Below are 23,809 nucleotides of genomic sequence, written 5' to 3'. Positions count from 1 at the left end.
TCTCTCTCTCTCTCTCTCTCTCTCTCTCTCTCTCTCTCTCTCTCTCTCTCTCTCTCTCTCTCTCTCTCTCTCTCTCTCTCTCTCTCTCTCTCTCTCTCTCTCTCTCTCTCTCTCTCTCTCTCTCTCTCTCTCTCTCTCTCTCTCTCTCTCTCTCTCTCTCTCTCTCTCTCTCTTCCTCTTCTTCTTCTTCTTCTTCTTCGTCCTCGTCCTCTTCGTCGTCTTCGTCTTCTTCTTCGTCTTCTTCGTCCTCGTCCTCTTCGTCGTCTTCGTCTTCTTCTTCGTCTTCTTCGTCCTCGTCCTCTTCGTCGTCTTCGTCCTCTTCGTCTTCTTCGTCTTCTTCGTCTTCTTCGTCGTCCTCTTCGTCCTCTTCGTCTTCTTCGTCTTCTTCGTCGTCCTCTTCGTCTTCGTCGTCTTCTTCGTCTTCTTCGTCCTCTTCGTCTTCGTCTTCTTCTTCGTCGTCTTCGTCCTCTTCTTCGTCTTCTTCGTCTTCTTCGTCCTCTTCGTCGTCTTCGTCCTCTTCTTCTTCTTCTTCTTCTTCTTCTTCGTCCTCGTCCTCTTCGTCTTCTTCTTCGTCCTCTTCGTCGTCTTCGTCGTCGTCGTCCTCGTCTTCGTCTTGGTCGTCCTCTTCGTCTTCGTCTTCTTCGTCTTCTTCGTCTTCTTCGTCTTCGTCCTCTTCGTCTTCGTCTTCTTCGTCCTCTTCGTCTTCGTCTTCTTCGTCCTCTTCGTCCTCGTCTTCTTCTTCGTCCTCTTCGTCCTCTTCTTCATCTTCTTCGTTTTCGTTTTCAGCTTCTTCCTCTTCTGGCACTTCTTCTTCAGCTAAAATATCTATTAATTCTAGATCTTCTATAGCTTCGTTTATTGTTTTACCTAATTCCCCGTCCAATCCTTCTATAATTTCTCCAAAAACAGCTTTCTTAGTTTCATCCAACGTCAATTGACCAACGCTTTTCATTTCAGTCAACCAACTACCTACCGACATGTTTTGCAATGACTTTCCTAAAAAATCTTTGAAATTTGTTGGTTCATATCTCTTTATATCTTCTTGAAACTTTTTGCCCGCTTCTGGTATCCCAGCAATCGCAATAGCTACCCCTAGATTCCCTCCACTTACTGCTCCTCCAACTGCTCCAGCTGCCCAAAAAATACTTTTCGATAGTTTACTGTCAAAATTTATCTTTAAAAACTTTTCTCCAAACATTTTAGGTTACCTATCCCTCTTAATCATTTGAAATTCAACTAAATCATTTTGCAATAGAGGGAGTAGAGCATCTTTTATTAAAATTTTAGCTTCAGTTAAAGGGATTTGATCTGATTTCACAAGCTCTCGTACTAAATCTTCATATGTAGAAAAGGGGTTCATCATATTCCAGACGATATGACAAGCTTTAGGCAAAGTAACTCGATCATCTAGTGCGCATGTAGTAAAGGTTACGTTCTCTTCCTTAGTACTTGTCACTATGCCTCTTTTTAACGGTACAAGCTCAGCGAATAATCCATCTTCCATGTATTCAATAAGTAAGTTTTTCTCTATTAATGAAGGTAAAATTTCCTTTTTCAATACCTTTCTACTTACCTCCATAGCTTTACTCAACTGTTTTACACTGATTAAAGATTCTTTTAATGAAATCCATATCAGATATTCAGCTGCCGATACATCAATATATTGACCTCCCATCGAAATGTAGAATCCATCATTAAGAAAAGAATTTCCTTTAATATAACCAACCGTCTGTCCCACAGGTAAAAAAATTGTTTTATCTTTAATTTGTGTATCTATTTTTTTCTTTTTATATGTAAAACTTACTTCTTCTTCACAATGCTCAATTATCCATAATCTTATTTTCAAAAATAATTCGGCGCATTCCCAAAATAGAGATTCTGCTTCTTTTTGATTGCAATCAAGCAAATCACAAATATTAGAAATAACTTCAGTAATAGTAGTGATTCCTGTGGCTGAAATCCAAACTAAATATTGTTGCTTTGTTAATTCTACTCGCTTCTCTTTATTTGGAGCTTTAATTTGCCAACGTCCTTGATCTACTCCTATACCTACACCATTTCTAGATACAAGAAAATTATTTGGAGAATCTACATCTTCTTTTATTAAAGCTAGACCTTTTTCAGTCAAGTATTCTATTCCTTCTTCTATTTCGGCTTCTGTATAAGAAGTTAACTGCTCAAGCCATTCATTCATATCTTTCTTATTTAACAGGCTTTCCCATACTTTGTATTGTTTAACGTTAAAAGGTTCAACTCTATCTGTAGTCCCCACTAAAATAACAGATTTGTTTTCTATTTCTATTTTTCCTAAATTTCGGCCGCATGCTAATATATTCAAATTTTGATAATCTTTCATTCGTTTCCTCTCCTTTTCAAATCTATTGAAAAAATAAGCCAAATGGGAGAATATCCACATTTGGCTTCGCACAATTTAATAGTTGATTGGATAGAATAAAAAAGGTTCTCCATTAAACGGAGATACAATACACTCTCCAATTCTAAGGCTTGTTAAATCCCAATCTTCAATTACATTTCCTTCAATTATTGTGTCCTGAACTCCTCTTGCTGCATTTGAAGAGCCAATACTTACAATCTTTTTATTGCGCCCGTGCCTATTTTGCACGATTGTTCTGCTTGGTTCATCAAATAAGCGAAAAGCAAACATCGTTCCAAATCCACTAATAATACTTTCACCTAATTCAGGTCCATAGACATGATAAACTTGACCTACATTTTGAATACCTGCTATGACTTTTACACCTAAAGAACGACCAAAATTCAAAGCATTATCCATGTAGTTCAGTCTAGGAATAAGAGGGAATTCATCTAATATAAAATAGATGTTTCCTGTTGAAGAACTTCTTCCTAGAACGTCTTTCATAATCAAGTCTAATAGTAAAGTATAAACAGGACTTAATATGCTACCGCTAGCTAAATCGTATTCTAAGAAAATAGCTTTTCCGCCCTTTTTCTTAACAGCATCTTTAATAGAAAACTGCCCTTTCTTAGCAAACTCCCCTGAAAATATGCTAAAAATATTTTGATACAAATGCTGAAAGAAGCTTTGCTTAGAGCTCTCACTACGATCTTCACGCATATAGTTCCGAACCCACTTTAAATCAGCATGTTTTTGTAATAAGATGCGGATAGTTTTATCAGTTGCCTTTTGCAGCCAGCTTACCAATTTCTCATGGTCCCACTCAGTACCTTCCGTCTCCATTTCCCGACTCTGTGCACTAAGTATAGCGGCGAACAAATCTCTAGCACCTGTTGAAAAAACAGGATTCCCGCTTTTTTCTATATCTTCTCTGAATAAAGCAGTGGCAATTTCTTTAATCGTTTCGTCTCTTTTATTCTGCGGAGTTGCCAGAATATCTTGATAGACATTCCACGTTACAGCACCACTTGGAGGAATCGAGTGGTTGGAAATTACGTAATCACCGTCTCTATAAAACTCTTCCAAATAATCGCCTTTAGCGTCGAAAAAGACAAACACATCGTTTTCAGTTGCTCCTTTACGAATGGCATCAATTATATGAAAAAGTGTAACAGACTTACCACTACCAATAGATCCTAAACAAAGCAAATGCCTTTGCAAAATTTTTTCATCAAGTGCAATTCCGTTGTCGATAATTTCTTCTGTGCTTCTAATGTTCTTTCCTTTAATACCATAGCTAGCATCGCCCCACCTTTTTATCTCACCAGATTGTAAAAAAGAGAGCTGTTGCCCTTCCAACACATCGTTTCGTAAGTAACTCATCTACTAAAAAAATCCTCTTCTTTAAAGTTTTGAGTATCTATATCAGCAGCTGTTTGAGACTGTGTTTGAAGGCTTGTTCCACATTTCCCACAGAATTTTTCATTTTCTCCATATGTAGCGTTACAATTTAAGCATTTTAAAGCTGGAGCTTTATGCTGACGAGTTTGTTTTTTATTCGAAGCGTTTAATTTCAACCACTTTTCTTTTGCGTGCTCGCCCTGTGCCTGAATGTCTAAGACTAAAGCACCTAACTCTTTAATCATTACAACTGTATCGTTACCTGGAGCCGCGGCAACCGATAACATCGCATGGCTTCCATCAAATCCTTGTTTACTAAACAAGGAAGCTATAAAACCACCACTTGAACCAGAAGCGGTAATGTTTATCGAGCTGGGGGTTTGACTATCAGCCATTACAACCATACTTAGCACACTACTTTTAAAAGGATTTGTAATTAATTTATAAACAATAAACCCTGGTATTAATAGTCCCGCCCAAAAAATAGATGCAAATTTACCTAACATTAAAAATAAAATCGTCAAAACAATGATTAAGATAATCTTTGAGAAGTTTCTTCCTGCTCCCATGAAAGCATGAATCCCAGTAACATGGTCAATTTGAACGTCCTTTACAATCATGCTAGAACCAGAGATACTTTTTGCTTCTCCACAAAAAATAAGCCTGCGATTAGTAGCTACTAAATAACCTTCCGTTTTGGGGTTTTCTAAGTATGTTGCTTCATATTGCCTAATAACCTCTTCACCACTTGCTAAGGCAATACCTCGAATATAATCCATTCATTTCCCACCTTTTATTTTTTTATAAGAACATTTCAATAAATGTTTTTACCTACAGAAGAGAATATTTTTACTCTTATTTGATTCTAAACACTCAATTACACAGATTCCAAAAACAATACATTATACTCATTAAAACAATTAAAAATTCCAATAAAATGAGACTTAGTTCATATTTTACATAGAATATTTTATATTAATATGTATTTTATTACAATATAACTTTTAAAAATTATTATTATTTTTAAATAGTACATATTATTTTTAAGCAACGAGCTACTGAGAAAGTGCATATCCTTTTCAAAAAGAACGGAATAGCAGTTAATACTTTAATGCTTACTCCCGTACTTTACGCCCTAAAGATCAGAAACATTTATGTATATAATTTGTATACTAAATTGTGAAAAGCTATTAATAGCTTCAATCTTAATAATATTTTCTTAGAGGATTAAACTTATTAGAGGGGATAAAGTATTTATAAAAATACAATCAAACATACTTTAACGAACGTTAATTTAATTAATAAACGAACAAACGTCTACTTATTTTTTATTTCATCAACAAAACTATTTTATGCCTTAACTATCTTGTTTTAATTTTCAGAATTGTTTATACTCAAAACATCTTTGTTTTTTTAGAAAAGCAATGGAGGTGACTTTGCAGCACGGTCTATACATACTGGAGGGGGATTTTTTATGTTGAAATTAATTGGGGTTTTGCTAGTGGCAGTGGGCTTTTTATTTCGTTTAAACACGCTGCTTGTGGTTACTGTTGCAGGCATCGTGACGGGCCTTGTATCAGGCTTGTCACTGCATGAAGTGATTACGATGTTTGGTCAGTTCTTTGTAGATAACCGCTATATGTCTATGGCTATTTTACTTACTCTTCCTATTTTTGGCGTGTTAGAAAAATACGGGTTAAAGGAACAAGCGGAAGTGCTGATTAAAAAAGCCAAAAACGCTTCTTCTGGAAATGTTTTACTTATATATCTTTTTATTCGAGAAATCTCAGCTGCAGTCGGCTTAAATATTGGAGGACACGCCCAATCCGTGCGGCCTTTAGTAGCACCCATGTCTGAAGGTGCAGCTCGTGCCAAATACGGAGAGCTTCCGCCTAAAGTCAAAGAAGATATTCGCGCTCACGCAGCAGCAGCTGAAAATACGGGCTGGTTTTTTGGTGAAGATATCTTTATCGCAACGGGTGGAATTCTTTTAATGAAAGGATTTTTTGACTCTGTAGGTATTCACGTTGACGTCTGGGATATGGCGCTTTGGGGTATTCCAACAGCCATCGCAGCGCTGCTGATCAGTGCCATTCGTTTCCATCAGTTAGACCGACGTATTCATAAAAAAATGACGAAGCATAAACCAACCTCAGCTTCAAAGACGGAGGCGAGTTAAATGAAAAGCATCCTGACGCTTGATACGATTTACTACTTACTCGGTATTATTGTTGCTTTTATCGCGATTCGAATCGCACGCGATCACAACCATCCTAACCGTTTAGGATCTTCTCTATTCTGGGCGCTGTTTTCTATTACGTTTTTATTTGGCAACGTCATTTCGCCTTTTTATGTAGGATGTTTAGTCATTATTATGGTGCTGCTTGCTTCATTTAACCGCGTAACCAAATCCAATGAAGCGGAAACACCTGCTGAAGAACGAGTGGCTCACGCGAAGCGATTAAAAAATAAAATCTTTTTACCGGCTTTACTTATTCCTATTTTTACGATTATCGGTACTCTTCTCTTTGGCAAAATTAAGTTTGGAAACTGGGCTTTAATTGATCCAGAAAAAGTTACATTAATTTCACTAGCAATCGCAGCTGTCATTGCGTTTATCGCTTCAATGGGCGTTACCAAAGCAAAAATGGACGTGCCTGTTAAAGAAGGAAGCCGCTTGCTTCAAGCCGTCGGCTGGGCCGTTATTTTACCGCAAATGCTGGCAGCTCTTGGCGGTATCTTTTCAAAATCAGGGGTTGGAACAGTAGTATCAGATATTGTAAGCGATATACTGCCGACTAACTATGCGTTTGTGGCTGTGCTTGCTTACTGCTTGGGAATGCTGCTATTTACGATCGTCATGGGAAATGCCTTTGCTGCGTTTGCCGTTATTACTGGAGGTATTGGACTTCCGCTGATTGTACATATGCACGGAGGTAATCCAGCGATTATGGCAGCACTCGGCATGTTTGCTGGCTACTGCGGAACACTTCTTACGCCAATGGCAGCCAACTTTAACATCGTACCTGCTATGCTGCTTGAATTAAAAGACAAAAACGCCGTGATTAAAGCGCAAGTACCGATTGCTTTATCCGTGTTTGTAGTAAATACGCTATTAATGTACTACCTTGTATATCACTTTTAAAGGAGACTAGTAGAATGACAACTGTATTGCTAACTGGCTTTGAACCATTTGAAGGTGAAAGCATTAACCCGTCTTTAGAAGCTGTAAAAGCTTTGGACGGCGTAGCTGTTGAAAACTATCACATTGTTGCTAAGCCTCTTCCCACTGTTTTTGGTGAATCAATCGCAAAGCTTCATACGTATATAGAAGAAATCAGCCCTTCTATCGTTATTTGCGTTGGACAAGCAGGCGGCCGAGAAGGAATTACGATGGAACGCGTTGCCATTAATGTAGACGATGCACGAATTCCTGACAACATCGGACAGCAGCCTATTGACCGTCCTATTATCCAAAACGGACCTGCCGCATATTTTTCGACACTGCCAATTAAAGCCGCTGTCGAAAATCTGCGCCAAGCAGGTATTCCAAGCAGCGTCTCTCAAACCGCTGGAACGTTTGTCTGTAACCACGTGTTTTACGGGCTCATGAACATGATTCAAAACTGTTGTATTAAAGGGGGATTTGTTCATATTCCTTACCTTCCTGAACAAGCCGTGAATCATCCAGGGAAAGCGAGTATGTCGTTGGATTTGATTGTGGAGGGGCTTCGTTCCATCGTAAAAACTACAATTGTAACTGAAGATGACATTTTAGTTTCAGGCGGAGCTACTCATTAATACTAATACTAAAAACCAGTTCATAAAAAGAGCTGGTTTTTCTTTTTATATAAGTACAAAGTTTTCATTAAATAAATCAATAAAAGCTATAAACAACCTTACCTCCCAGTCGATATATAGTATGAACGTATTTTCTCGATATGTTCAATTACTTTTATCTCGTCCAAGGGCGAGACACTTCTTGCATACAAGGATGTAAGCCAAGAAGTAAAATCATTATACGGAGGTAAGGAAAATGAGAATTAATCACAACATTACAGCTTTAAACACGTACCGTCAGTACAACACAGCTAACAACGCTCAAGCAAAGTCTATGGAGAAATTATCTTCAGGTCAGCGTATTAACAACGCGGCTGATGATGCAGCGGGTCTTGCAATTTCTGAGAAGATGCGTGGACAAATTCGCGGGTTGGATCAAGCTGGGCGTAATGCACAAGATGGAGTTTCGTTGATTCAGACTGCTGAAGGCGCTCTAAGCGAAACAACTGATATTCTTCAGCGTATGCGTGAACTTGCTGTCCAAAGTTCTAATGATACGAATCAAAATGATGTAGATAGAGAGGCAATCAGCTCCGAAATTACAGCTTTAAAGGATGAAATAGACCGTATCTCTGATACTACACAGTTTAATGGAAAAAAACTTTTAAATGGTACATTAGGTTCTAAAATTGATACGAATACAACAAATACTACCGCATTTGTAAAAGGAGTATCTAGCATTACAACTTCTGGATCTACTGCTCAGGAATATGCAATTAGTGTTGATGCTACAGCCAAAACTATTACCTTAACAGGAGCAGATGACTCCAAAGAACAAACTTTGTCTCTAAAGGACGGTGCTCAAACTCTTAACTTTTCAGATTTAGGAATTACTATGAAAACTAATGCAGGGTACGCTATTACAGGCAATGAGACTGATGGAAAGAAAATCACTGTACTTGCGGACGAAACTAAATTCCAAATCGGAGCTAACGCTGACCAAGAAGTTGGTCTTTCTATTAACGATATGAGTACCACAGGTTTAGAAATTAATAACGTTGACGTGAGCACTCGCGAGGGCGCTAAAGCTGCTATTACTACAATTGGTGATGCTATTAATACTGTTTCTACTCAACGCTCCAACTTGGGAGCTTTACAAAATCGTTTAGAACACACTATCAACAACTTAAATAACCAATCAGAAAACCTAACAGCATCTGAGTCACGTATTCGTGATGTGGACATGGCGAAAGAGATGATGGAACAAACAAAGAATTCAATTCTATCTCAAGCATCTCAAGCTATGTTAGGTCAAGCTAACCAACAGCCGCAAAACGTACTTCAACTGTTACGTTAATTGGCATTTTTAAAGAGTCTCCATAATGGAGACTCTTTTCTGTCATGTGATTTTATTTATTTGATCCTAGCATATTAATGCTATTAATTGCTCAGATATCATCTTCTCAACAAAAGCTTTCCTTCTCAGCAAACTTCCAAAGCCTGTTTTGATAGTGTACAACGCTATCTACTTCCGTACAGCAAGCCATTTACCCGTACTTAATGAACGGCTGGATCTTACTGACGTATTTGACCATCTATCAGTCTCTTTATATGTTTTACCAAATTTGGACGCTTCGAAAACCTATTCAAGCGTAAAAAAGTGATGTCTCTGTCGAGACATCACTTTTTTTATAGAAATCGTTTCTTTAAATATTCGGCAATTTTTTGAGGAGCAGCCGGCTGGCTGACGATATAGCCTTGAATAAAGGAACATTCATGTTTTTGTAAAAAGGCAAGCTGTTCTTTTGTTTCAACGCCTTCTGCAATCACTTTCATGTTAAGAGCATGAGCTAAATATAAAATGCTTTTTGTAATCGCCTGCTGCTTTCCTTTATCGGTCGCGTGTTGAATAAATGTTTTATCGATTTTTAACGTGTTAAATTCGAAGTCTTTTAAATGTGATAACGAAGAAAAGCCGGTGCCAAAATCATCTAATGCAAACGTTACGCCACTTTTCTTTAATTCGTCCATCACTTTTTTTACGTGTTCTTCATACTGAATAATGGAGCTTTCTGTCACTTCAAATTCAATGAATGAAGGGTCGATATTGTAATGAGCTAACGTTTGTTGAACGTGCTCTACAAATCCGCGTTTCAGCAAATGTTTAGACGAGACGTTAATCGAAACGGGCACGGTTTGTAATCCTTGATTCTTCCACTGCTGCAGCTGCTTGCAGACGTTCTCGATCACCCAGTCGCCGAGTTCAATAATTAAATGAGTTTCTTCCGCTAATGGGATAAAGTCTTCCGGTGATACGCGTCCCCATTCTGGATGATTCCAGCGAATTAACGCTTCGATGCTATCAATCTCTCTGCTGTTTGTATGAACCTTTGGCTGATATTCAATAAAGAACTCATTTTGAAGAAGTGCGTTGCGCAGTCCTTTTTCCAGATGATAGCTTTTATACGTCTCGCTGTCCATTAACGGAGAATACAGCTGCCAGTCGCTTCGCCCGATTTCTTTGGCACGGCGCATAGCAAGGTTGGCATTCGTCAATAAGGTTTTCACATCTTCACCGTCATGCGGGTAGATGCTGATTCCGATACTGGCTGTGACATAAAGAGAAAAGTCGTCAATCGTAATTTCTTTTTCGATTTCTTGAAAAAGAGCAGCGGCTAGCTTTTGACATTCATTCATATGTGCAAGAGATAAAAAACAAATCGCAAGCTCGTCTTCTCCTACTCTAGCTAGCATCACATCTGGCGTAACGCACTTTTTTAACCGATTGGCGATACGCTGCAGCAGGCGATCGCCTACGTCGTGGCCTAATGTATCATTAATATGTTTGAAACGATTCAGTCCTAGATAAAAGACCGCTAATGAATCTCTTTCTTTTTTCATTTGCCGAATGAAATTTTTTAATTTCTTTTCAAACTTTCTTCGATTTGGCAAGTTTGTCACATGATCATGAGTCGCAAGATATTCAACTTGATCCATGTACTTTTTTTCTGCAGTGATATCTTCAACAATGCCGTCTATGCGTACCAGCTTACCGTTCTCATCAAGTGTTGGAATGCATCGACCTTTTACCCATTTCATCTCACCCTTTTTTGTGTAGATCCGATACTGCTGACGAATCGTTTTTCCTTTTTGCAGCTGATGCTGGGCTTTTGCCACAGCTGGTTTATCTTCAGGGTGAATAAAGCTTTCCCACAGATCTCTATCTTCTAAAAATTTAATCGCATCTTCTCCGTAAATGTTGCTAACACCGTTTGAACATACAATCATTTTATTGCGCTGCACATCAACGGACCATATTCCGGCATCCAAATTGTTATAAATCGTTTGAAACTGCTGTTCTTTTTGCTTTAATTCATTCGTAACCACTTTTTATTCGGTAATATCATGAACTACGCCAATCAGCTGTATGACGTTTCCTTGCTCATCTACTAGTGCATCCGCTTGCTCAAACACCGTACGTTCTTCACCGTTTGGCCGCATCAGCGTGTATTCAATGTTATAGCTTTCTCCTGTTGAAAGTGCCTCCATAACTGCTTTTTCTAACCTTTTTTGATCACAGCCGCTGATAAATTGAAGAACTTCTTTTAAAGAAGGAGTAAAGAACTGATTAGGGTTTAATCCGCAAATATTATACAGCTGAGGTGACCAATAGCTTTTATCTTCCCCTACGTCGTAATACCAGCTTCCTACATTCGCAAGCTTTTGCTCCATTTTTAAATGCGTTTCTAATTTAGAAATGTGATTAGAGCGCTCTTGCTCTTTTGAATCATCTCGGCACACGGCATAGACTCCTGCTACTTGCTCATTTACGATAATAGGAATGAGCGTAATATATAAATGAAGTTCTTTTTTTGTTTTATGATTGATTGTCGTTGAAAAATGAACTTTTCCCCCTTTTAAAGCACGTTGAAAAAGCTCTTGGGCCTGCTGTTGTTTCGATTTATGTATAAGAGCTGTCAGCTGCTGGCTTTTTTGTTTATGCTCGTTTCCTGTTAGCTTGAAGGCTGCTTCGTTGCTAAACATGATATCCCCTTCACAGTTGATAAAAAAAATACCTTCACTGTATTCTTTTAAAAGCTGCGTGTTCAAACGATCAAGATGTTTCATGATCATGATCGACTGCTCCTTCTCCGTGTTTTTATCTGGCAAGGTCTCATGCTGCCTCCTTTTATCTATTTCTTTTATATTATTATAAGCTATATTTGACATATATTTTACCTTATTTTCCCCAAATGAGGAACATATCAGGAAAGATAGCCAAAGGCATTTTTTAAGGCTGTGTTATTTGGTAAAATAACACATATAAAGGAGGGATAGCGTGACGCAAAGTGCTAAAAAACATGATTTATTTTCTAGAGGTTCTCTTCAAACCGCTGCTTTTTTACTTCTTTTCTCGCCTCTTTTTACTCGTTTGTTTCAGCAGAACGTCTGGGCGTATATAACAGTCGCTTCTATCATTGTTCTTTTTAATTTCATCACCGAGTATATTCTAGTAAAAAGAATCAGCGCTGCGCCTCAAAACTACATTGCTTTTTTCCAAACGATTTGTCTGCCTGTAAACGTACTTCTGCTATGTTTTTTCTACTATGTTACGTAAAAAAGCATCTATCGATTTGATAGATGCTTTTTTAGATTATGACTTTTTCACAAGACTCGATACATGCTTGGCTACAATCGCTCCTTGGCCGGCTGAAGAGCTGATACTAGAAAACAAGGGAGTCGTGCACGCATCTCCAATGGCATAAATAGCTGGGTTGCTGCTTTGATGCACTTCATTAATGACGATGAGCCCGCTTTTTGTAGTGGTGACTTTTTCTTTAATAAGTTCAACATTGGGCGCTACGCCTAGTCTAATCAGCACTGCGTCTACTGATAGGTTCTTACATTCACTGTTTTTACTTTTTAAATCGATCGATGTGACGTGATGCTTTCCGTGGATAGCCTTCACTTCGGTATCCGTCATCACTTTAACACCGGGGTCGGAAAGCACTTTTTCAACGTATTGCTCTCTTGCTTTAAAATGCGTAGAACGATGAATCAAATATACTTGTTTTGCTTGTGATGCTAAAAGATGTGCTCCTTCAAAAGCCCGGTCTCCTCCGCCAATGAGAGCAACCCTTTTACCTTTTAGCCGTTCTCCGTCTGCTGAAGCAGAGTATACTTCTCCTCGGTCAATCATTTGCTGTTCACCCGGCACTCCCAGCTTTCGCTGACTAGAGCCCGTTGCTAAAATAAGATACGTATAGCCAATTTCCTTTTCCGTTTCTTGCTGCTTTACTTTTACTGTTTTAGAACGTTCATCAATGGAAATTACTTTTGTATTCGCTTCATATAAACAGTCCATATCGATAAAATGCTGAACCATTTTACGCTGCATCTCAATTCCATTTTCCGCTTGTATTCCGGGATAATCAATAATCTCATTGTAAATCGTAAACAGCTGTCCGCCTAGCTGTGCCTGCTCTTCAAGAAGCAAGCACTCAACGCCTAGCCTTTTACACCACACGGCAGCAGAGATGCCAGCGGGCCCTCCGCCAATAATCAGTACGTCAACGTGTTGCATACAGCTCACCTCGCTTCTGCTTCTCAGCTTATATGGCTTGTTGTTTCTTTACATTTGTCGCTGTAAAAGAGATAAAAATTCTCCTCGAACCTCTGGTTTTTCCATAAACGTTCCTCGAACGGATGAAGTGGCTGTAGAAGCTGAAGATTTTTTAATTCCTCTTCCGCACATGCACATATGCTTTGCTTCAATAACTACCATAACTCCTTTAGGCTCTAACACCTCTTCGATTGCATCTGCAATTTCATTTGTTAGACGTTCTTGAACTTGAAATCTTTTTGCATACCCTTCTACCGTACGAGCGATTTTAGATAAACCTGTAATTTTTTTATCCGGTATATACCCAACGTGAGCAACGCCAAAGAAGGGCGCAAAGTGATGTTCACACATTGAATGAAACTCGATATCTCTTATCAACACCAGTTCGTTGTGATTCACATCGAATGTTTTTTCTAAATGAGCTTTCGGATCTTCTCGGTAGCCTTCCGTGTATTCCAAAAATGCCTTTAACACGCGGTACGGCGTCTCTTCAAGGCCGTCTCTTTCCGGATTATCTCCGCATAAATCGATCAGTTCCTTCACTGCATTCATAAATGTGTCAGCTTGACCTATTTTTTTATCTATTTCAGTTGAATTTGTTCCTACTGTTTCTAAAAATTTTTGAGCAATTAAATTTTGTGTACTAAGTGCCATCTTTTTATGTCCTCTTCCCTTTTCTTAGTAAATTTATTTTCAAATGATGGTTTTGCTTCAGCTATTTAAAAACGCTGCTTCAAAATCTGTTGCAGCAAGAGGCTTGCTAAACAAGTATCCCTGCATATGATCACAGCCATTTTCCATTAAAAACGCTTTTTGATACTCTTCTTCCACACCTTCTGCGATTACCTGCAGCTTTAAGCTTTGAGATAAGCTGATAATCGCCTGCGCAATTTCGCTGTTGCTGTAATCTTCTTGAATATCCTGGATAAAAGACCGGTCGATTTTCAAACAATCGATTGGTAATTTTTTTAAATAGCTCAACGAAGAATATCCGGTTCCAAAATCATCGATAGAAATTGATATACCATATTTCTTTAGCAGATGTAAAGCTTTAATCGTTTCTTCCGCGTTCATAAGCAATGTACTTTCCGTAATTTCCATTTCAAACCATGCGGGATCAAATCTATGGAGCGAAAGAAATTGCTGTATTTCATTAACCAACACAATCGGATCTTGAAATTGCCGCGGAGAAAAATTAACCGCTAGCGTCATTTTTTCGTTTCGGTTCTTGTTCCATTTGCTGACTTGAGAACAAGCTTTCTTCATGACAACTTCCCATAGAGACTGAATCAAACCAGCTTCTTCTGCTATAGGGATAAATACTTCCGGAGAAACAAACCCAAGCTCTGCGTCATTCCAGCGAACTAATGCTTCTACGCCGGTGATTACATTGCGCTTCGCTTCTATTTTCGGCTGATAGTAAACGTCAATGTCACCTTTTTGAATTGCTTTTCGCAAGCGCGTTTCGATGTGAACCTTTTCAGCTTGTTTTTGATTTAACGAATCGTGATAAATACTTACTTTATTGCCGCCTTGTCTTTTTGAAGCATACATGGCGACATCTGCATACGTAATAAGCGTGTCCAAATTCGTAGAGTGTTCCGGATAAAAGCTTAGCCCGCTGCTGATACTGACGAAAACTTCATCATTGTCAATGTAGCAGGGCTGTTGGACATACGCAATGATCTTCTCGGTGATACGCTCAACTTCTTGCGGCGTAAAGTCACTGAATAAAATGACAAACTCGTCTCCTCCTTGCCTTGTAAGAAAGCTGTTAGCAGGAGGCAGACATTCTTTAATGCGGTTAGCTATGAGCTGTATAAGCTGATCGCCTTTTGAATGCCCTAGCGTGTCATTAATATCTTTAAACCGGTCTATATCCATAAATAACACGGCTACGTGACGAATAGACTTTTCCTTCGACTCAATTAAGCGCCTGTTTAATTCTTCTTTAAAATATCTTCTGTTCGGCAATCCTGTCAAAAAGTCGTGGTACGCATGATACTCACTTTCTTCCTGACTTTTCTTTAAATCGTCCACATATGTTTTTAAAAAGTGAGAAAGGTGGTTGATATTGGCCACAAGTCCTCCCAGCTCATCTTTTCTTCTTGTATTCAGCACCTTGCCGAAATTGCCTTTGGCGATTTGATTTACGTGCTCCATAATATGTTTAATTGGCCGCGTAATCGATGTAGAGAAGACAAAGCTGATAATAAGAACAAGAAGAATGAATGGAAGAGACAGCAGTAAATGTTTGATTAATTCTTGCTGCAGCTCTTTTTCAATAAGTCCGTAGTCATACACTACGCCTATTACGTAAGCTGGAGAGTTTTTTTCTTTAATCGGCACCAATGTTTTTAATACTTTTTTATGGTTAATGACAGCAGTATAGCTTTGTGATTTTCCCGTTTTTAAGGCCTTTTGAATAAACTGTTCGTCACGTTTAGTATTTCGATACGTGTATGTTCCGTACCAAATCGGCTGATCTTTTATTTTAATATATTTATTGCCGTTTAAATATACGTTTTGATTTTTTCTTCCGAAATTTTTAGGATTAAAAACGGTCAGTTCAAGAACGCCGTCAAGATTTTCAGTAAAGCGGTTCATTACGTTCGTAGGACCAAATTTCCTTTCAAAATCCAGCACATGCTTATCACGAAAATAAGGGTTAATAATATAATTAGTAGACCCGTCGTAATAATACCCCCATTTGTCAATGTGATTAGGGTTGCTGGAAGCTATTTCAATCGGCCCGCTCCAAAAGTGAGATAAAGCAAATCCTTTTTTGGTAGTAACCGGCTGCTGTGAAAGAAGCTGCTGGAAAGATGTATACCAATAGCCCCACTCTTTAGTAGACATATTGATTTCCTTAGGATCAGAAGATTTTACGCCTATAATATCGTCTCCTACAGGAGCTAATAATGTAATGTGAGATACCATCAGTTTTTTAGCCAGTTGTTTTAACTGGTCGTTGCTGATGTCATGATAATCAGCAGGCAAAGACTGTTGAATCGCAATTGAAGCCGTTCGTAATTCCTGTGCCATTCGATCTTCCATATAGGAAGCACTATTTTTGGAATTTTCGACTTCGTACGCAATTTCTTCTGTTACCAGCGTAATTTCCTTTTGGTTAAACTCTATTAATCTATTTTTTGATCGAATGTAGTGCAAGGTGTTATTTGCTAGTAGAATACACAATACCAGCAAAGTAAAGAATACGGATAACTTTTTCTTTATCGACACTAGTGATGGCCTCCTGTTTAAAGAACTGATCCGACAGTTTAAAACTCGCCTGTATGCTCTAGCTTTACATCGGATACTATTCTTCAATTTCCACAAAAAAAGAATGAACTCATACAAAAAACCAACCGCTTTGGTTGGCTCTATTCTTAACTAATCATAAAACATATTAAATACATACTTTTATTTACATGGGTAGAACAAATTTGTATTACTATAATATTTTAACTTCTTTTATCAAAATATCAAAGGGGGAAAATTTAACTTTCTTTATCCCTGCCCCTACTTCTTAAACTTCTTCAAAATTCGGTGATACCAGTAAATTCCGACTCCCGTTAGTAAAATAATTGTTCCCCACTGATGCGGTAAAAACTTCAGCAGCCATATGGACATGATAATAGTCGCTACCGTTAAGTTACTCAGCCACTGTTCTCTGCTTAGCTTTTTCTTATTCATCACCACCGCCACATAACCAATGGGTGGCGCAAAAAAGCACAGCAGCAGCAGGAATTTTTCTGAACGGTGCCAAGGCTGTTTATTCATTTTTCCTCACTTTTTCTATTTAAAATGAACTGATAGCCAAACGTCACGATGATCCCTGTCCAAAACATAGAAGATGACGACACTAACTCGGCACCTTTATAGGTATACATTGTTACGTTCACAAACAGCAGCAATAAAAGTATATAAAAACCTGCCGACACAGCTTTATTCCAATTTTGATGCTCTCGTTTAGACGCATCTTTAAATAACTTCATCTAAACTCTCCTTTTACATTTTATCCATCACTTATCCATTTAGAAATTCTACCTTTATGTTAGCATATTGGTTAGTTTTGGAAAATAGATAAAGGGAATTCTATGGAAAATCCACAACCAACAACAATAGAACTATTAAAAGATAATAAATGTAAATAAATAATTCTTTTTAACTATTATTTTGCACACAAAACGTCCATATTAGTATACAATAATCTCAAAATATGTTTTTTAAGGAGATAAAAGGATGACCGCAACTCATAATCAGCTAACAAACGCTTTTCACCGTACACCACACGATCAAAACACATTTCATTTTCTTGATGAAAAAGTAACGCTTCTTGTATCAGGTGAAGATACAAACGGAGCTTACGCCGTGGCGCACGTAGTGAAACCAGCAAACCAAGGTCCCCCGCTTCACCTTCACGAACATGAAGACGAAACGTTTTACGTAAAGCGCGGATCGATGATTTTTTACGTAGGAGAAGAAATAATTGAAGCAAAAGCGGGCGATTATGTTTTTGCTCCTCGAGGTATTCAGCATCGCTTTGTGACCGGACCAGAAGAAACGGAATTTATCCTTACTGCTTCTCCTGCAGGCTTTGATTCATTCGTTAAAGAACTTGGTATTTCCGTTCCAGAAAGTGCTCCTCTGCCGCAAGTAGGACCGCCTACTGAAGAAGAAATTATGAGTTTAGTTACCGTCTCTAAAAAATACGGCATTACCTACCCTGAAATTGAAAAAGCATTCAATAAAAAATAAACGCTTTACATAGAGATCTGCTCTTTACCATGCAGGTCTTTTTTCTATTTTGATTCCAATTTATCAATGGAATAATTTAACACAACCTTGTCCACACTATACTTATCTGTTTTTCGTAGATACGTACCATTTTTATAGATAGGAGGAAAGCTCATTGAATGCAGAAAGCAAGCGTTTGACTTCAACTGAAATAACGAGTCTATGCGCGCAGTACCATCAGGATACGCTGGCGATTTGTGTCGCAAAACACGTTCTTGCAACGGTGAGGGATGCCGAGATTCGGTCGCTGTTTGCTTTTTCGCTAAAGTTATCTGAAAGACATATTGAGATACTGACTGCCATTTTTCAGGCCGAACATTTTCCGCTGCCGAATGGATTTACAGATGAAGATGTGGACTTGCACGCACCTCCGCTTTTTACAGACTCGTTTTGGCTGAAGTATCTTCATGACATGACGATTCACGGCTTGTCAGGGTATGGCATTTCATTTAGCGTTTCGGTTCGGCGAGATATTCGAGATTATTATCATCAATGTAATTTAGATGCGATGGAAATCTACAATCGGTCGCTCGATTTGCTTTTAGCAAAAAATCTTTATGTGCCTGCTCCTTATTTTTTAAATCCTAAAAAACAAGAGCCGATCACAGATTTGTCTTACGCTCTTGATTTTGTCGGAAAGCAGCGTCTTTTAAACGCAAATGAAGCCGGTAATATTTATTTTAACTTACGCAAAAGCATGGCAACCAAAGCGCTTTTGATTGCCTTTAAACAAGTGAGCAAACGAAAAGATGTGAAGAAAGTAATGGAGACCGGTCTTGATGTAGCCCACAAGCATATTGAGCTTTATTCTTCCATTATGCACGAAGAAAACCTCCATACTCCTCCGCTTTTGGATAATGAAATCACAACGTCTACGCACGCGCCTTTTTCAGAAAAGCTGATGACGTTTCATGCAGGCGCAATGTTTAAAGTAGCCATTACTTACTACGCAACGGCAATGACCACCAGCATGAGGCTTGATATTGTCGGGCACTGTGAAGCGTGTATTTTACGAGACTTAAAAGTAGCGGGGCGCTGCAGCGAAGTGATGATTAAAAACGGCTGGATTGAAAAGCCGCCTGAAGCAAGCGATCGTAAGCAAGTGTAAGTTTTTTCATAGCAGCTCTTGACCTGAAACGCGTTTCATACTTTATGCTGTATTTATTCTCATCAGCCGGCGTGACACGAACCGTGGCGTTACGGCTGATATGTTATCCATAAAAAAATCCGGTATCTTCACCGGATTTTTTGGTATGCTTACATATTCATTTCTTTTTTATACGCCACGTACGAATACAGATAAGGAACCGCCACGCACAGAACAATACTACCCCACATGATAATGGACTTATATCCATCAGGTAAAAAAGCGCTAATAAGAATTAGCAGTCCGCCGATAAAAAAGATCTTTCCAGATAACCGATGCGTCTTTTTCCATACGGTTTCATTGCTTAGCGTCCACGGTGTACGAATCCCCATAAAATAGTTCGAGCGCACGCGCTGCAAGTAGTTTCCGATAATGATAAAAACGAGTCCAGCCATAATCGGAGCAATGTACGACATCGGCACGTTATAGCCCAGCCCCTGTAAAATAGTGCTCATATTTACAAAAAAGAATAATAGCAGTACAGCGTTTAACAGGATGTTATACGTTTTTGAAAAGTACTTATAATTTTCTTTACGCGGATCAATTCGCGGAACAAATGCGATGACAAAATAAATAAATACCATGATTCCTACTGTTAAGATCATTGCATTGATCTTCGTGGCAAATCCGTCTGCTTCTCCATTTGCTCCCCAGTGAATGGGCATCGTAGCTGGTAGGTGTGGCAGTGCAATGAGCCATGCAACCAATGTTAGAAGGGTAATGCCTAAAGGAAATACGTGCTTTTTCATTTAATTCTCTCCTTTCTGAAAGCTGAAAAACCAGCCGATTAAATCTTGAAAAACGGTTGTATTTAACGAATAAATCACAAACTGCCCTCTTTTTTCATCTTGAACGAGGTCCGCTTGCTTCAAGATTTTTAAATGATTTGAGATGCTTGGTTTGGTCATATTAAAATACTCGGAAATTTCTCCTGCGGTTAAATCCCGCTCTTTTAGCAGCTCTAAAATCTTTCTGCGAGTAGGATCCGCTAAGGCTTTAAACGTTTCATTCACTTGAAGTTCATCTCCATCATATTTAAGTATTTAGATAATTATCTAAATACTAAACTATAAAATATAATATGTCAATATTTTGAAAAGAGAACAGTTGCATTTGACTCATTTTTTTGTTTTTTCAAAGCAGTCCATGCATACAAACTGCGCTTCTTGATGTAGAAAAGCTTTAATTTCGGTCATGCCTCTTTTACTTGGATACTTCATCCGCATCCATACTTCTTCATTCGGCTGAATTTCTTTTTGACAAACGCAACATCGCTCTTTTATTTTAAGCATAGTATCCCTCCATCTCTTTGTCTAACTATACGTTTTCCTAGCCAAAAGGTTTCATAAAAAGAGGCTGGGACGTAACCAAATCAATTCCAGCTACAGACATGAAACCTACGTTCACTCTGCCAATAAAAAAATCCGAACGCGTTGGATTCTCTCTCAAGAATCTCAATTCATCGTTCGGATCTTCCTTCACCTAACATACTTATGCCCTAGCCTCTTTTAAACATTATAGCGGAGTGACGTCTTTCTGCTGTTTTTGCTGTATTCTTTGCTTTTTCGATTTTCTGAAATGAAGCAGTTCATATACAACCGGAATAACTACGAGCGTAAGAAGAGTCGCAACGGCCAATCCTCCGATTACAACGACTGCTAGACTTTGAGAAACGAGGCTTCCGCTTTCGCTTTGTTTAAATAAAAGCGGCAGCATCGCACAAATCGTAGCAGCAGACGTCATGACAATTGGACGCATACGCGTAGCGGCTGCTTCAACAATGGCATCGCGCATAATCATTTTCTTTTCATTTTGCTTCACGCGGTCTAATAGTACAATGGCGTTGGTTACAACGATACCAATCAGCATCAGTGCTCCAAGTAAAGCCGTTACGTCTACTGGAATGCGGCTGATTAATAACCCTAAAACGGCACCAATCGCTGCAAGCGGAAGCGAGAATAAAATCGCAAACGGCGTGCGGATTGTTTTAAACGTAATCACCATAATTAAAAACACAATACCAATCGACACAAGCATCGTAATAAACAAGTCAGAGAAGTCTTCTCCTTGCTGCGTGCTTGCTCCTCCAATTACAACGTCAACATCTTTTGAAATCGACAGTCCTTTACTCTTACCGTTTCCAAAAATGGTTGTTTGAATGTCTTTATTAATCTCTGAAAGCTTTTCTGGATTGACATCTGCTGTTACTTGAATATACGGGTCTCCATTTTTGTGAAACTGATTGGTTGGCTTTTCAGCTTGCGTTAGTGAAGCCACTTTTGAAACAGGTGACGGTCCTGTCTCTGTCATAATAGAAATATCTTTTAACTCTTTTGGTGATGTTGGATTTAAGACAGATTCAAGAAGTACGTTTGCTTGCTTGCCTTCTAAATCTACCGCTCCAATCGGCGTTTTGTTCAGCATAACGCCAAGCTGCTGCGCTACTTGCTGCGTATTCGCTTTTGTTGGATCTACGTCTAAAGAGTAAATCGTTTTCTTTTCGTCTTGGTTCGTAGAAACTTTGTCTACTCCTTTTATATCGCTGATTTCTTTCTTAATGCTGCTTGCTGTTTTTTCTAACTTGTTCATGTCGTTTCCAATCACATCAACGGTAATGGAAGTAGTGGACGCTCCCATGAGTGAAGCAGCACTGACGCTAAGATCGCCTCCGTCATAGAGCTTCTTTTGATTTTGGATTCGTTTCATCAGCGAATCCGTATTTCCACTGTCTTTTACGATAATCGTATACGTAGCTTCAGTAGGCGAACCAACGTCTCCCCACTTGGCTCCTTCATCCGTATTACCAAGCTGCATGTATACTTCTTTTACTTCTTTTTGCGCTAAAATATAGCGTTCAAGCTGCAGTGATTTTTCTTCTACGGTTTTAATTGGCGTATTATTTGGATAGCTTAATGTCGTGCCTACAAAGTCAGATGAAGAGTTATCCACCGCTCCTTTAGGCATCATCGTGTACGCGCCAATAGATCCGACAAATAAAAGCAACGAAAGCAGCAGCACAACCCATTTATGATTAAGCGACCACGTAATAACCTTTGTGAAACGAACCGGCTGCTTGTGCTTGCGAAGTTTTTCATTTTTTAATAATCCCGCGCTCATTAACGGTACAACCGTAAGTGCCACAATCAATGAAGAAAGCAGCGAATACGTCAGCGTTAGAGCAAACGGAAGCATAAAGTCCTGAAGTCCTCCGTTTACGAGACCGATTGGTAAAAATACAGCTACTGTCGTTAACGTAGAAGCAGTAATAGCAGAGCCTACTTCTTTTGTGGCATCAATAATTAAACTAAGCGAAAACTCTTCTTTTTGCATTTTCCGGAAGATGTTTTCAATGACAACAATGCTATCATCTACCAACCTACCAATTGCTACCGCTACTCCTCCAAGCGTTAAAATATTGAGCGTGACGCCTGATTTAGACAGTAAGAACAGCGTAAAGCAAAGCGATAATGGAATGGATACAATTGTGATAAACGTAGAGCGAACGCTGCGTAAAAACAGCATGATGACAACGGTCGCAAAAAGTGCGCCGAGCAACACTTCTTTCATCATTGAATGAACAGAGTTTTGTACGCTGTCCCCTGTTGCAAAAAATACAGAAGCATTCACATTGTTATAGTCTTTGTTAATTTGCTGAGACAGTTTTTTTACTTCTTTTGTAATGCTAACGGCGTTTGAGTGGCTGTCTTTTGTCACAATAAGTAAAAGTGCATCTTTTCCGTTAATATGCGTCACGATGCCTTCAGGCTTTTTGACCTCTACTTTTGCAAGGTCGCCTAGCGTTACATTCGGTGCAACCGGCAGCTTTTTCACTTTATCCAAGCTGTCAATTTTACCTGTTACATTGATGTTGCTCGACTTGTTATTAATGACTTTTTCTCCAACTGCAAGCGACGTGTTTTTCCCTTCTAACACGCTGATGACTTTATCAATCGTCACGTTCTTTTGTGACAATTTTTTATTGTCAACTTTAATAGACACATAGGAATCCGCTGTTCCGTACGTTTGGACACTCGCAATGCCTTTAATGTCTTTATATTTAGGAATCAGTTTTTTCTCTGCAAGATCCAGATTGTCTCTTGTTAATCCTTCTTTAAATGTGAGTGAAATATCTGCGATGGGAATCATAGAGGTATTTAATTGAATAACATTAGGCTTTGATACGCTGGCTGGAAGCTGAACCGAAGACAGCGCTTCTTGGACGTTTGTTTTTGCTTCTTTCATATCCGTTTTGGATTCAAATAAAAGATCGATTTTGGAATAGCCGTCTCCCGTCGTCGAATACACGTTGCTTTTTCCTTTAACACCGGCTACCGCTTCTTCAATCGGTGACGTCACTTGTTTTTCCATGGAGTCTGCATCCGTTCCTTGCCCCATAACCACTACGGACACCTGAGGCTGATCAGCAGTCGGCAGGAACTCCATCGGAAGTGTAAAATAACTAATGACTCCTAAAGCTAAAATTAAAATAGACATAATGGTAATAGCCGCTTTGTTTTTAAACGACCATTTGGTGAGCCATGACATGAAATATCCCCTTTCACTTTTTCGTACAAACTCAGTCAAACATTTCTAAAATATGCTAAATAACCATTAAATTATACCTAATGTTACTTACCATTTAAAGACTTATTTTTGAAAAAAGTCCCATTATTTGAACAAA

General features: G+C 38.7%; 22 protein-coding genes. 7 read left to right on the top strand and 15 right to left on the bottom strand.

Annotated features, from left to right (window positions below):
• The 4 genes from N178_RS27320 to N178_RS21255 all read right to left on the bottom strand — a co-directional run.
• The coding region (locus N178_RS27320; protein WP_202813389.1) for a hypothetical protein at positions 1-1,198 on the bottom strand (1,198 nt) is incomplete at its 3' end.
• 6 nt (positions 1,199-1,204) lie between these two features.
• Complete coding sequence (locus tag N178_RS21265; RefSeq protein WP_045294714.1) at positions 1,205-2,356, bottom strand: hypothetical protein; 1,152 nt, start codon at positions 2,354-2,356, stop codon at positions 1,205-1,207.
• Positions 2,357-2,431: 75 nt separating this feature from the next.
• Positions 2,432-3,760, bottom strand: coding sequence for a type IV secretory system conjugative DNA transfer family protein (locus N178_RS21260; RefSeq protein ID WP_045294712.1), 1,329 nt, complete (start codon positions 3,758-3,760; stop codon positions 2,432-2,434).
• A complete protein-coding gene (locus N178_RS21255) occupies positions 3,757-4,557 on the bottom strand; it encodes a zinc ribbon domain-containing protein (protein ID WP_045294710.1) in 801 nt (266 codons plus the stop codon). The genes N178_RS21260 and N178_RS21255 overlap by 4 nt, the downstream gene beginning before the upstream one ends.
• A gap of 695 nt (positions 4,558-5,252) precedes the next feature.
• Here N178_RS21255 and N178_RS21250 point away from each other — a divergent pair.
• From N178_RS21250 to N178_RS21235, 4 genes are all read left to right on the top strand, one after another.
• Positions 5,253-5,957: a DUF969 domain-containing protein gene (locus N178_RS21250; protein WP_045294708.1), complete on the top strand. Its 705-nt coding sequence runs from the start codon at positions 5,253-5,255 to the stop codon at positions 5,955-5,957.
• Positions 5,958-6,923, top strand: coding sequence for a DUF979 domain-containing protein (locus N178_RS21245; RefSeq protein WP_045294707.1), 966 nt, complete (start codon positions 5,958-5,960; stop codon positions 6,921-6,923).
• Between the two features lie 14 nt (positions 6,924-6,937).
• Positions 6,938-7,579 (top strand): pyroglutamyl-peptidase I, encoded by a 642-nt coding sequence (gene pcp / locus N178_RS21240; RefSeq protein ID WP_045294706.1) that lies wholly within the window; start codon positions 6,938-6,940, stop codon positions 7,577-7,579.
• 235 nt (positions 7,580-7,814) lie between these two features.
• Positions 7,815-8,915 (top strand): flagellin N-terminal helical domain-containing protein, encoded by a 1,101-nt coding sequence (locus N178_RS21235; RefSeq protein ID WP_045294705.1) that lies wholly within the window; start codon positions 7,815-7,817, stop codon positions 8,913-8,915.
• Between the two features lie 332 nt (positions 8,916-9,247).
• Here the strand turns inward: N178_RS21235 and N178_RS21230 are convergent, their stop codons facing one another.
• Entirely contained in the window at positions 9,248-10,945 is a 1,698-nt protein-coding gene (locus N178_RS21230; RefSeq protein WP_237758568.1) for a bifunctional diguanylate cyclase/phosphodiesterase, read from the bottom strand.
• 3 nt (positions 10,946-10,948) lie between these two features.
• A complete protein-coding gene (locus tag N178_RS27665) occupies positions 10,949-11,692 on the bottom strand; it encodes a PAS domain-containing protein (RefSeq protein WP_237758566.1) in 744 nt (247 codons plus the stop codon).
• A gap of 205 nt (positions 11,693-11,897) precedes the next feature.
• On the opposite strand from N178_RS27665, the gene N178_RS21225 reads away from it, so the two are divergent.
• Positions 11,898-12,176 (top strand): hypothetical protein, encoded by a 279-nt coding sequence (locus N178_RS21225; RefSeq protein ID WP_045294703.1) that lies wholly within the window; start codon positions 11,898-11,900, stop codon positions 12,174-12,176.
• Positions 12,177-12,212: 36 nt separating this feature from the next.
• Here N178_RS21225 and N178_RS21220 read toward each other — a convergent pair whose 3' ends face one another.
• The 5 genes from N178_RS21220 to N178_RS21200 all read right to left on the bottom strand — a co-directional run bounded on the left by N178_RS21220 (position 12,213) and on the right by N178_RS21200 (position 17,179).
• Positions 12,213-13,142 carry an NAD(P)/FAD-dependent oxidoreductase gene (locus N178_RS21220; protein ID WP_045294701.1) on the bottom strand — a complete coding sequence of 310 codons (930 nt, stop codon included), beginning with the start codon at positions 13,140-13,142 and terminating at the stop codon, positions 12,213-12,215.
• Between the two features lie 48 nt (positions 13,143-13,190).
• Complete coding sequence (folE, locus tag N178_RS21215) at positions 13,191-13,835, bottom strand: GTP cyclohydrolase I FolE (protein ID WP_045294699.1); 645 nt, start codon at positions 13,833-13,835, stop codon at positions 13,191-13,193.
• 57 nt (positions 13,836-13,892) lie between these two features.
• Complete coding sequence (locus N178_RS21210) at positions 13,893-16,424, bottom strand: EAL domain-containing protein (protein WP_045294697.1); 2,532 nt, start codon at positions 16,422-16,424, stop codon at positions 13,893-13,895.
• Between the two features lie 279 nt (positions 16,425-16,703).
• Positions 16,704-16,964, bottom strand: coding sequence for a hypothetical protein (locus N178_RS21205; RefSeq protein WP_045294696.1), 261 nt, complete (start codon positions 16,962-16,964; stop codon positions 16,704-16,706).
• Positions 16,961-17,179 carry a hypothetical protein gene (locus tag N178_RS21200; protein WP_045294695.1) on the bottom strand — a complete coding sequence of 73 codons (219 nt, stop codon included), beginning with the start codon at positions 17,177-17,179 and terminating at the stop codon, positions 16,961-16,963. Before N178_RS21200 ends, N178_RS21205 begins: the two co-directional genes overlap by 4 nt.
• Positions 17,180-17,426: 247 nt before the next feature.
• Here N178_RS21200 and N178_RS21195 point away from each other — a divergent pair, with 247 nt between their 5' ends.
• Complete coding sequence (locus N178_RS21195) at positions 17,427-17,942, top strand: cupin domain-containing protein (RefSeq protein WP_045294694.1); 516 nt, start codon at positions 17,427-17,429, stop codon at positions 17,940-17,942.
• A gap of 154 nt (positions 17,943-18,096) precedes the next feature.
• Positions 18,097-19,089: a DUF3231 family protein gene (locus tag N178_RS21190; RefSeq protein WP_045294693.1), complete on the top strand. Its 993-nt coding sequence runs from the start codon at positions 18,097-18,099 to the stop codon at positions 19,087-19,089.
• A 149-nt stretch (positions 19,090-19,238) separates the two neighbouring features.
• On the opposite strand, the gene N178_RS21185 is transcribed toward N178_RS21190, so the two are convergent.
• The 4 genes from N178_RS21185 to N178_RS21170 all read right to left on the bottom strand — a co-directional run bounded on the left by N178_RS21185 (position 19,239) and on the right by N178_RS21170 (position 23,673).
• Complete coding sequence (locus N178_RS21185) at positions 19,239-19,877, bottom strand: SdpI family protein (RefSeq protein ID WP_045294692.1); 639 nt, start codon at positions 19,875-19,877, stop codon at positions 19,239-19,241.
• The gene (locus N178_RS21180) at positions 19,878-20,141 is read right to left on the bottom strand and encodes an autorepressor SdpR family transcription factor (protein ID WP_013055788.1); all 264 of its coding nucleotides are present in this window, start codon (positions 20,139-20,141) and stop codon (positions 19,878-19,880) included.
• A 105-nt stretch (positions 20,142-20,246) separates the two neighbouring features.
• A complete protein-coding gene (locus N178_RS21175; protein WP_045294691.1) occupies positions 20,247-20,420 on the bottom strand; it encodes a hypothetical protein in 174 nt (57 codons plus the stop codon).
• A 223-nt stretch (positions 20,421-20,643) separates the two neighbouring features.
• Positions 20,644-23,673 carry an efflux RND transporter permease subunit gene (locus tag N178_RS21170; RefSeq protein ID WP_045294689.1) on the bottom strand — a complete coding sequence of 1,010 codons (3,030 nt, stop codon included), beginning with the start codon at positions 23,671-23,673 and terminating at the stop codon, positions 20,644-20,646.
• Positions 23,674-23,809: the final 136 nt, after the last annotated feature.

The sequence above is a fragment of the Priestia aryabhattai B8W22 genome, assembly GCF_000956595.1.
GTDB lineage: Bacteria > Bacillota > Bacilli > Bacillales > Bacillaceae_H > Priestia > Priestia aryabhattai.
Note: the sequence above shows the minus strand (reverse complement) of the source record. Positions and strands in the feature narration are given on the sequence as shown.

Excerpts from the sequence above, each read along its gene's own strand:
- N178_RS21265 (WP_045294714.1), bottom strand. The coding sequence starts at position 2,356 with ATGAAAGATTATCAAAATTTGAATATATTAGCATGCGGCCGAAATTTA.
- N178_RS21260 (WP_045294712.1), bottom strand. The coding sequence starts at position 3,760 with ATGAGTTACTTACGAAACGATGTGTTGGAAGGGCAACAGCTCTCTTTT.
- N178_RS21255 (WP_045294710.1), bottom strand. The coding sequence starts at position 4,557 with ATGGATTATATTCGAGGTATTGCCTTAGCAAGTGGTGAAGAGGTTATT.
- N178_RS21250 (WP_045294708.1), top strand. The coding sequence starts at position 5,253 with ATGTTGAAATTAATTGGGGTTTTGCTAGTGGCAGTGGGCTTTTTATTT.
- N178_RS21245 (WP_045294707.1), top strand. The coding sequence starts at position 5,958 with ATGAAAAGCATCCTGACGCTTGATACGATTTACTACTTACTCGGTATT.
- pcp (WP_045294706.1), top strand. The coding sequence starts at position 6,938 with ATGACAACTGTATTGCTAACTGGCTTTGAACCATTTGAAGGTGAAAGC.
- N178_RS21235 (WP_045294705.1), top strand. The coding sequence starts at position 7,815 with ATGAGAATTAATCACAACATTACAGCTTTAAACACGTACCGTCAGTAC.
- N178_RS27665 (WP_237758566.1), bottom strand. The coding sequence starts at position 11,692 with ATGATCATGAAACATCTTGATCGTTTGAACACGCAGCTTTTAAAAGAA.
- N178_RS21220 (WP_045294701.1), bottom strand. The coding sequence starts at position 13,142 with ATGCAACACGTTGACGTACTGATTATTGGCGGAGGGCCCGCTGGCATC.
- folE (WP_045294699.1), bottom strand. The coding sequence starts at position 13,835 with ATGGCACTTAGTACACAAAATTTAATTGCTCAAAAATTTTTAGAAACA.
- N178_RS21205 (WP_045294696.1), bottom strand. The coding sequence starts at position 16,964 with ATGAATAAACAGCCTTGGCACCGTTCAGAAAAATTCCTGCTGCTGCTG.
- N178_RS21200 (WP_045294695.1), bottom strand. The coding sequence starts at position 17,179 with ATGAAGTTATTTAAAGATGCGTCTAAACGAGAGCATCAAAATTGGAAT.
- N178_RS21195 (WP_045294694.1), top strand. The coding sequence starts at position 17,427 with ATGACCGCAACTCATAATCAGCTAACAAACGCTTTTCACCGTACACCA.
- N178_RS21185 (WP_045294692.1), bottom strand. The coding sequence starts at position 19,877 with ATGAAAAAGCACGTATTTCCTTTAGGCATTACCCTTCTAACATTGGTT.
- N178_RS21175 (WP_045294691.1), bottom strand. The coding sequence starts at position 20,420 with ATGCTTAAAATAAAAGAGCGATGTTGCGTTTGTCAAAAAGAAATTCAG.
- N178_RS21170 (WP_045294689.1), bottom strand. The coding sequence starts at position 23,673 with ATGTCATGGCTCACCAAATGGTCGTTTAAAAACAAAGCGGCTATTACC.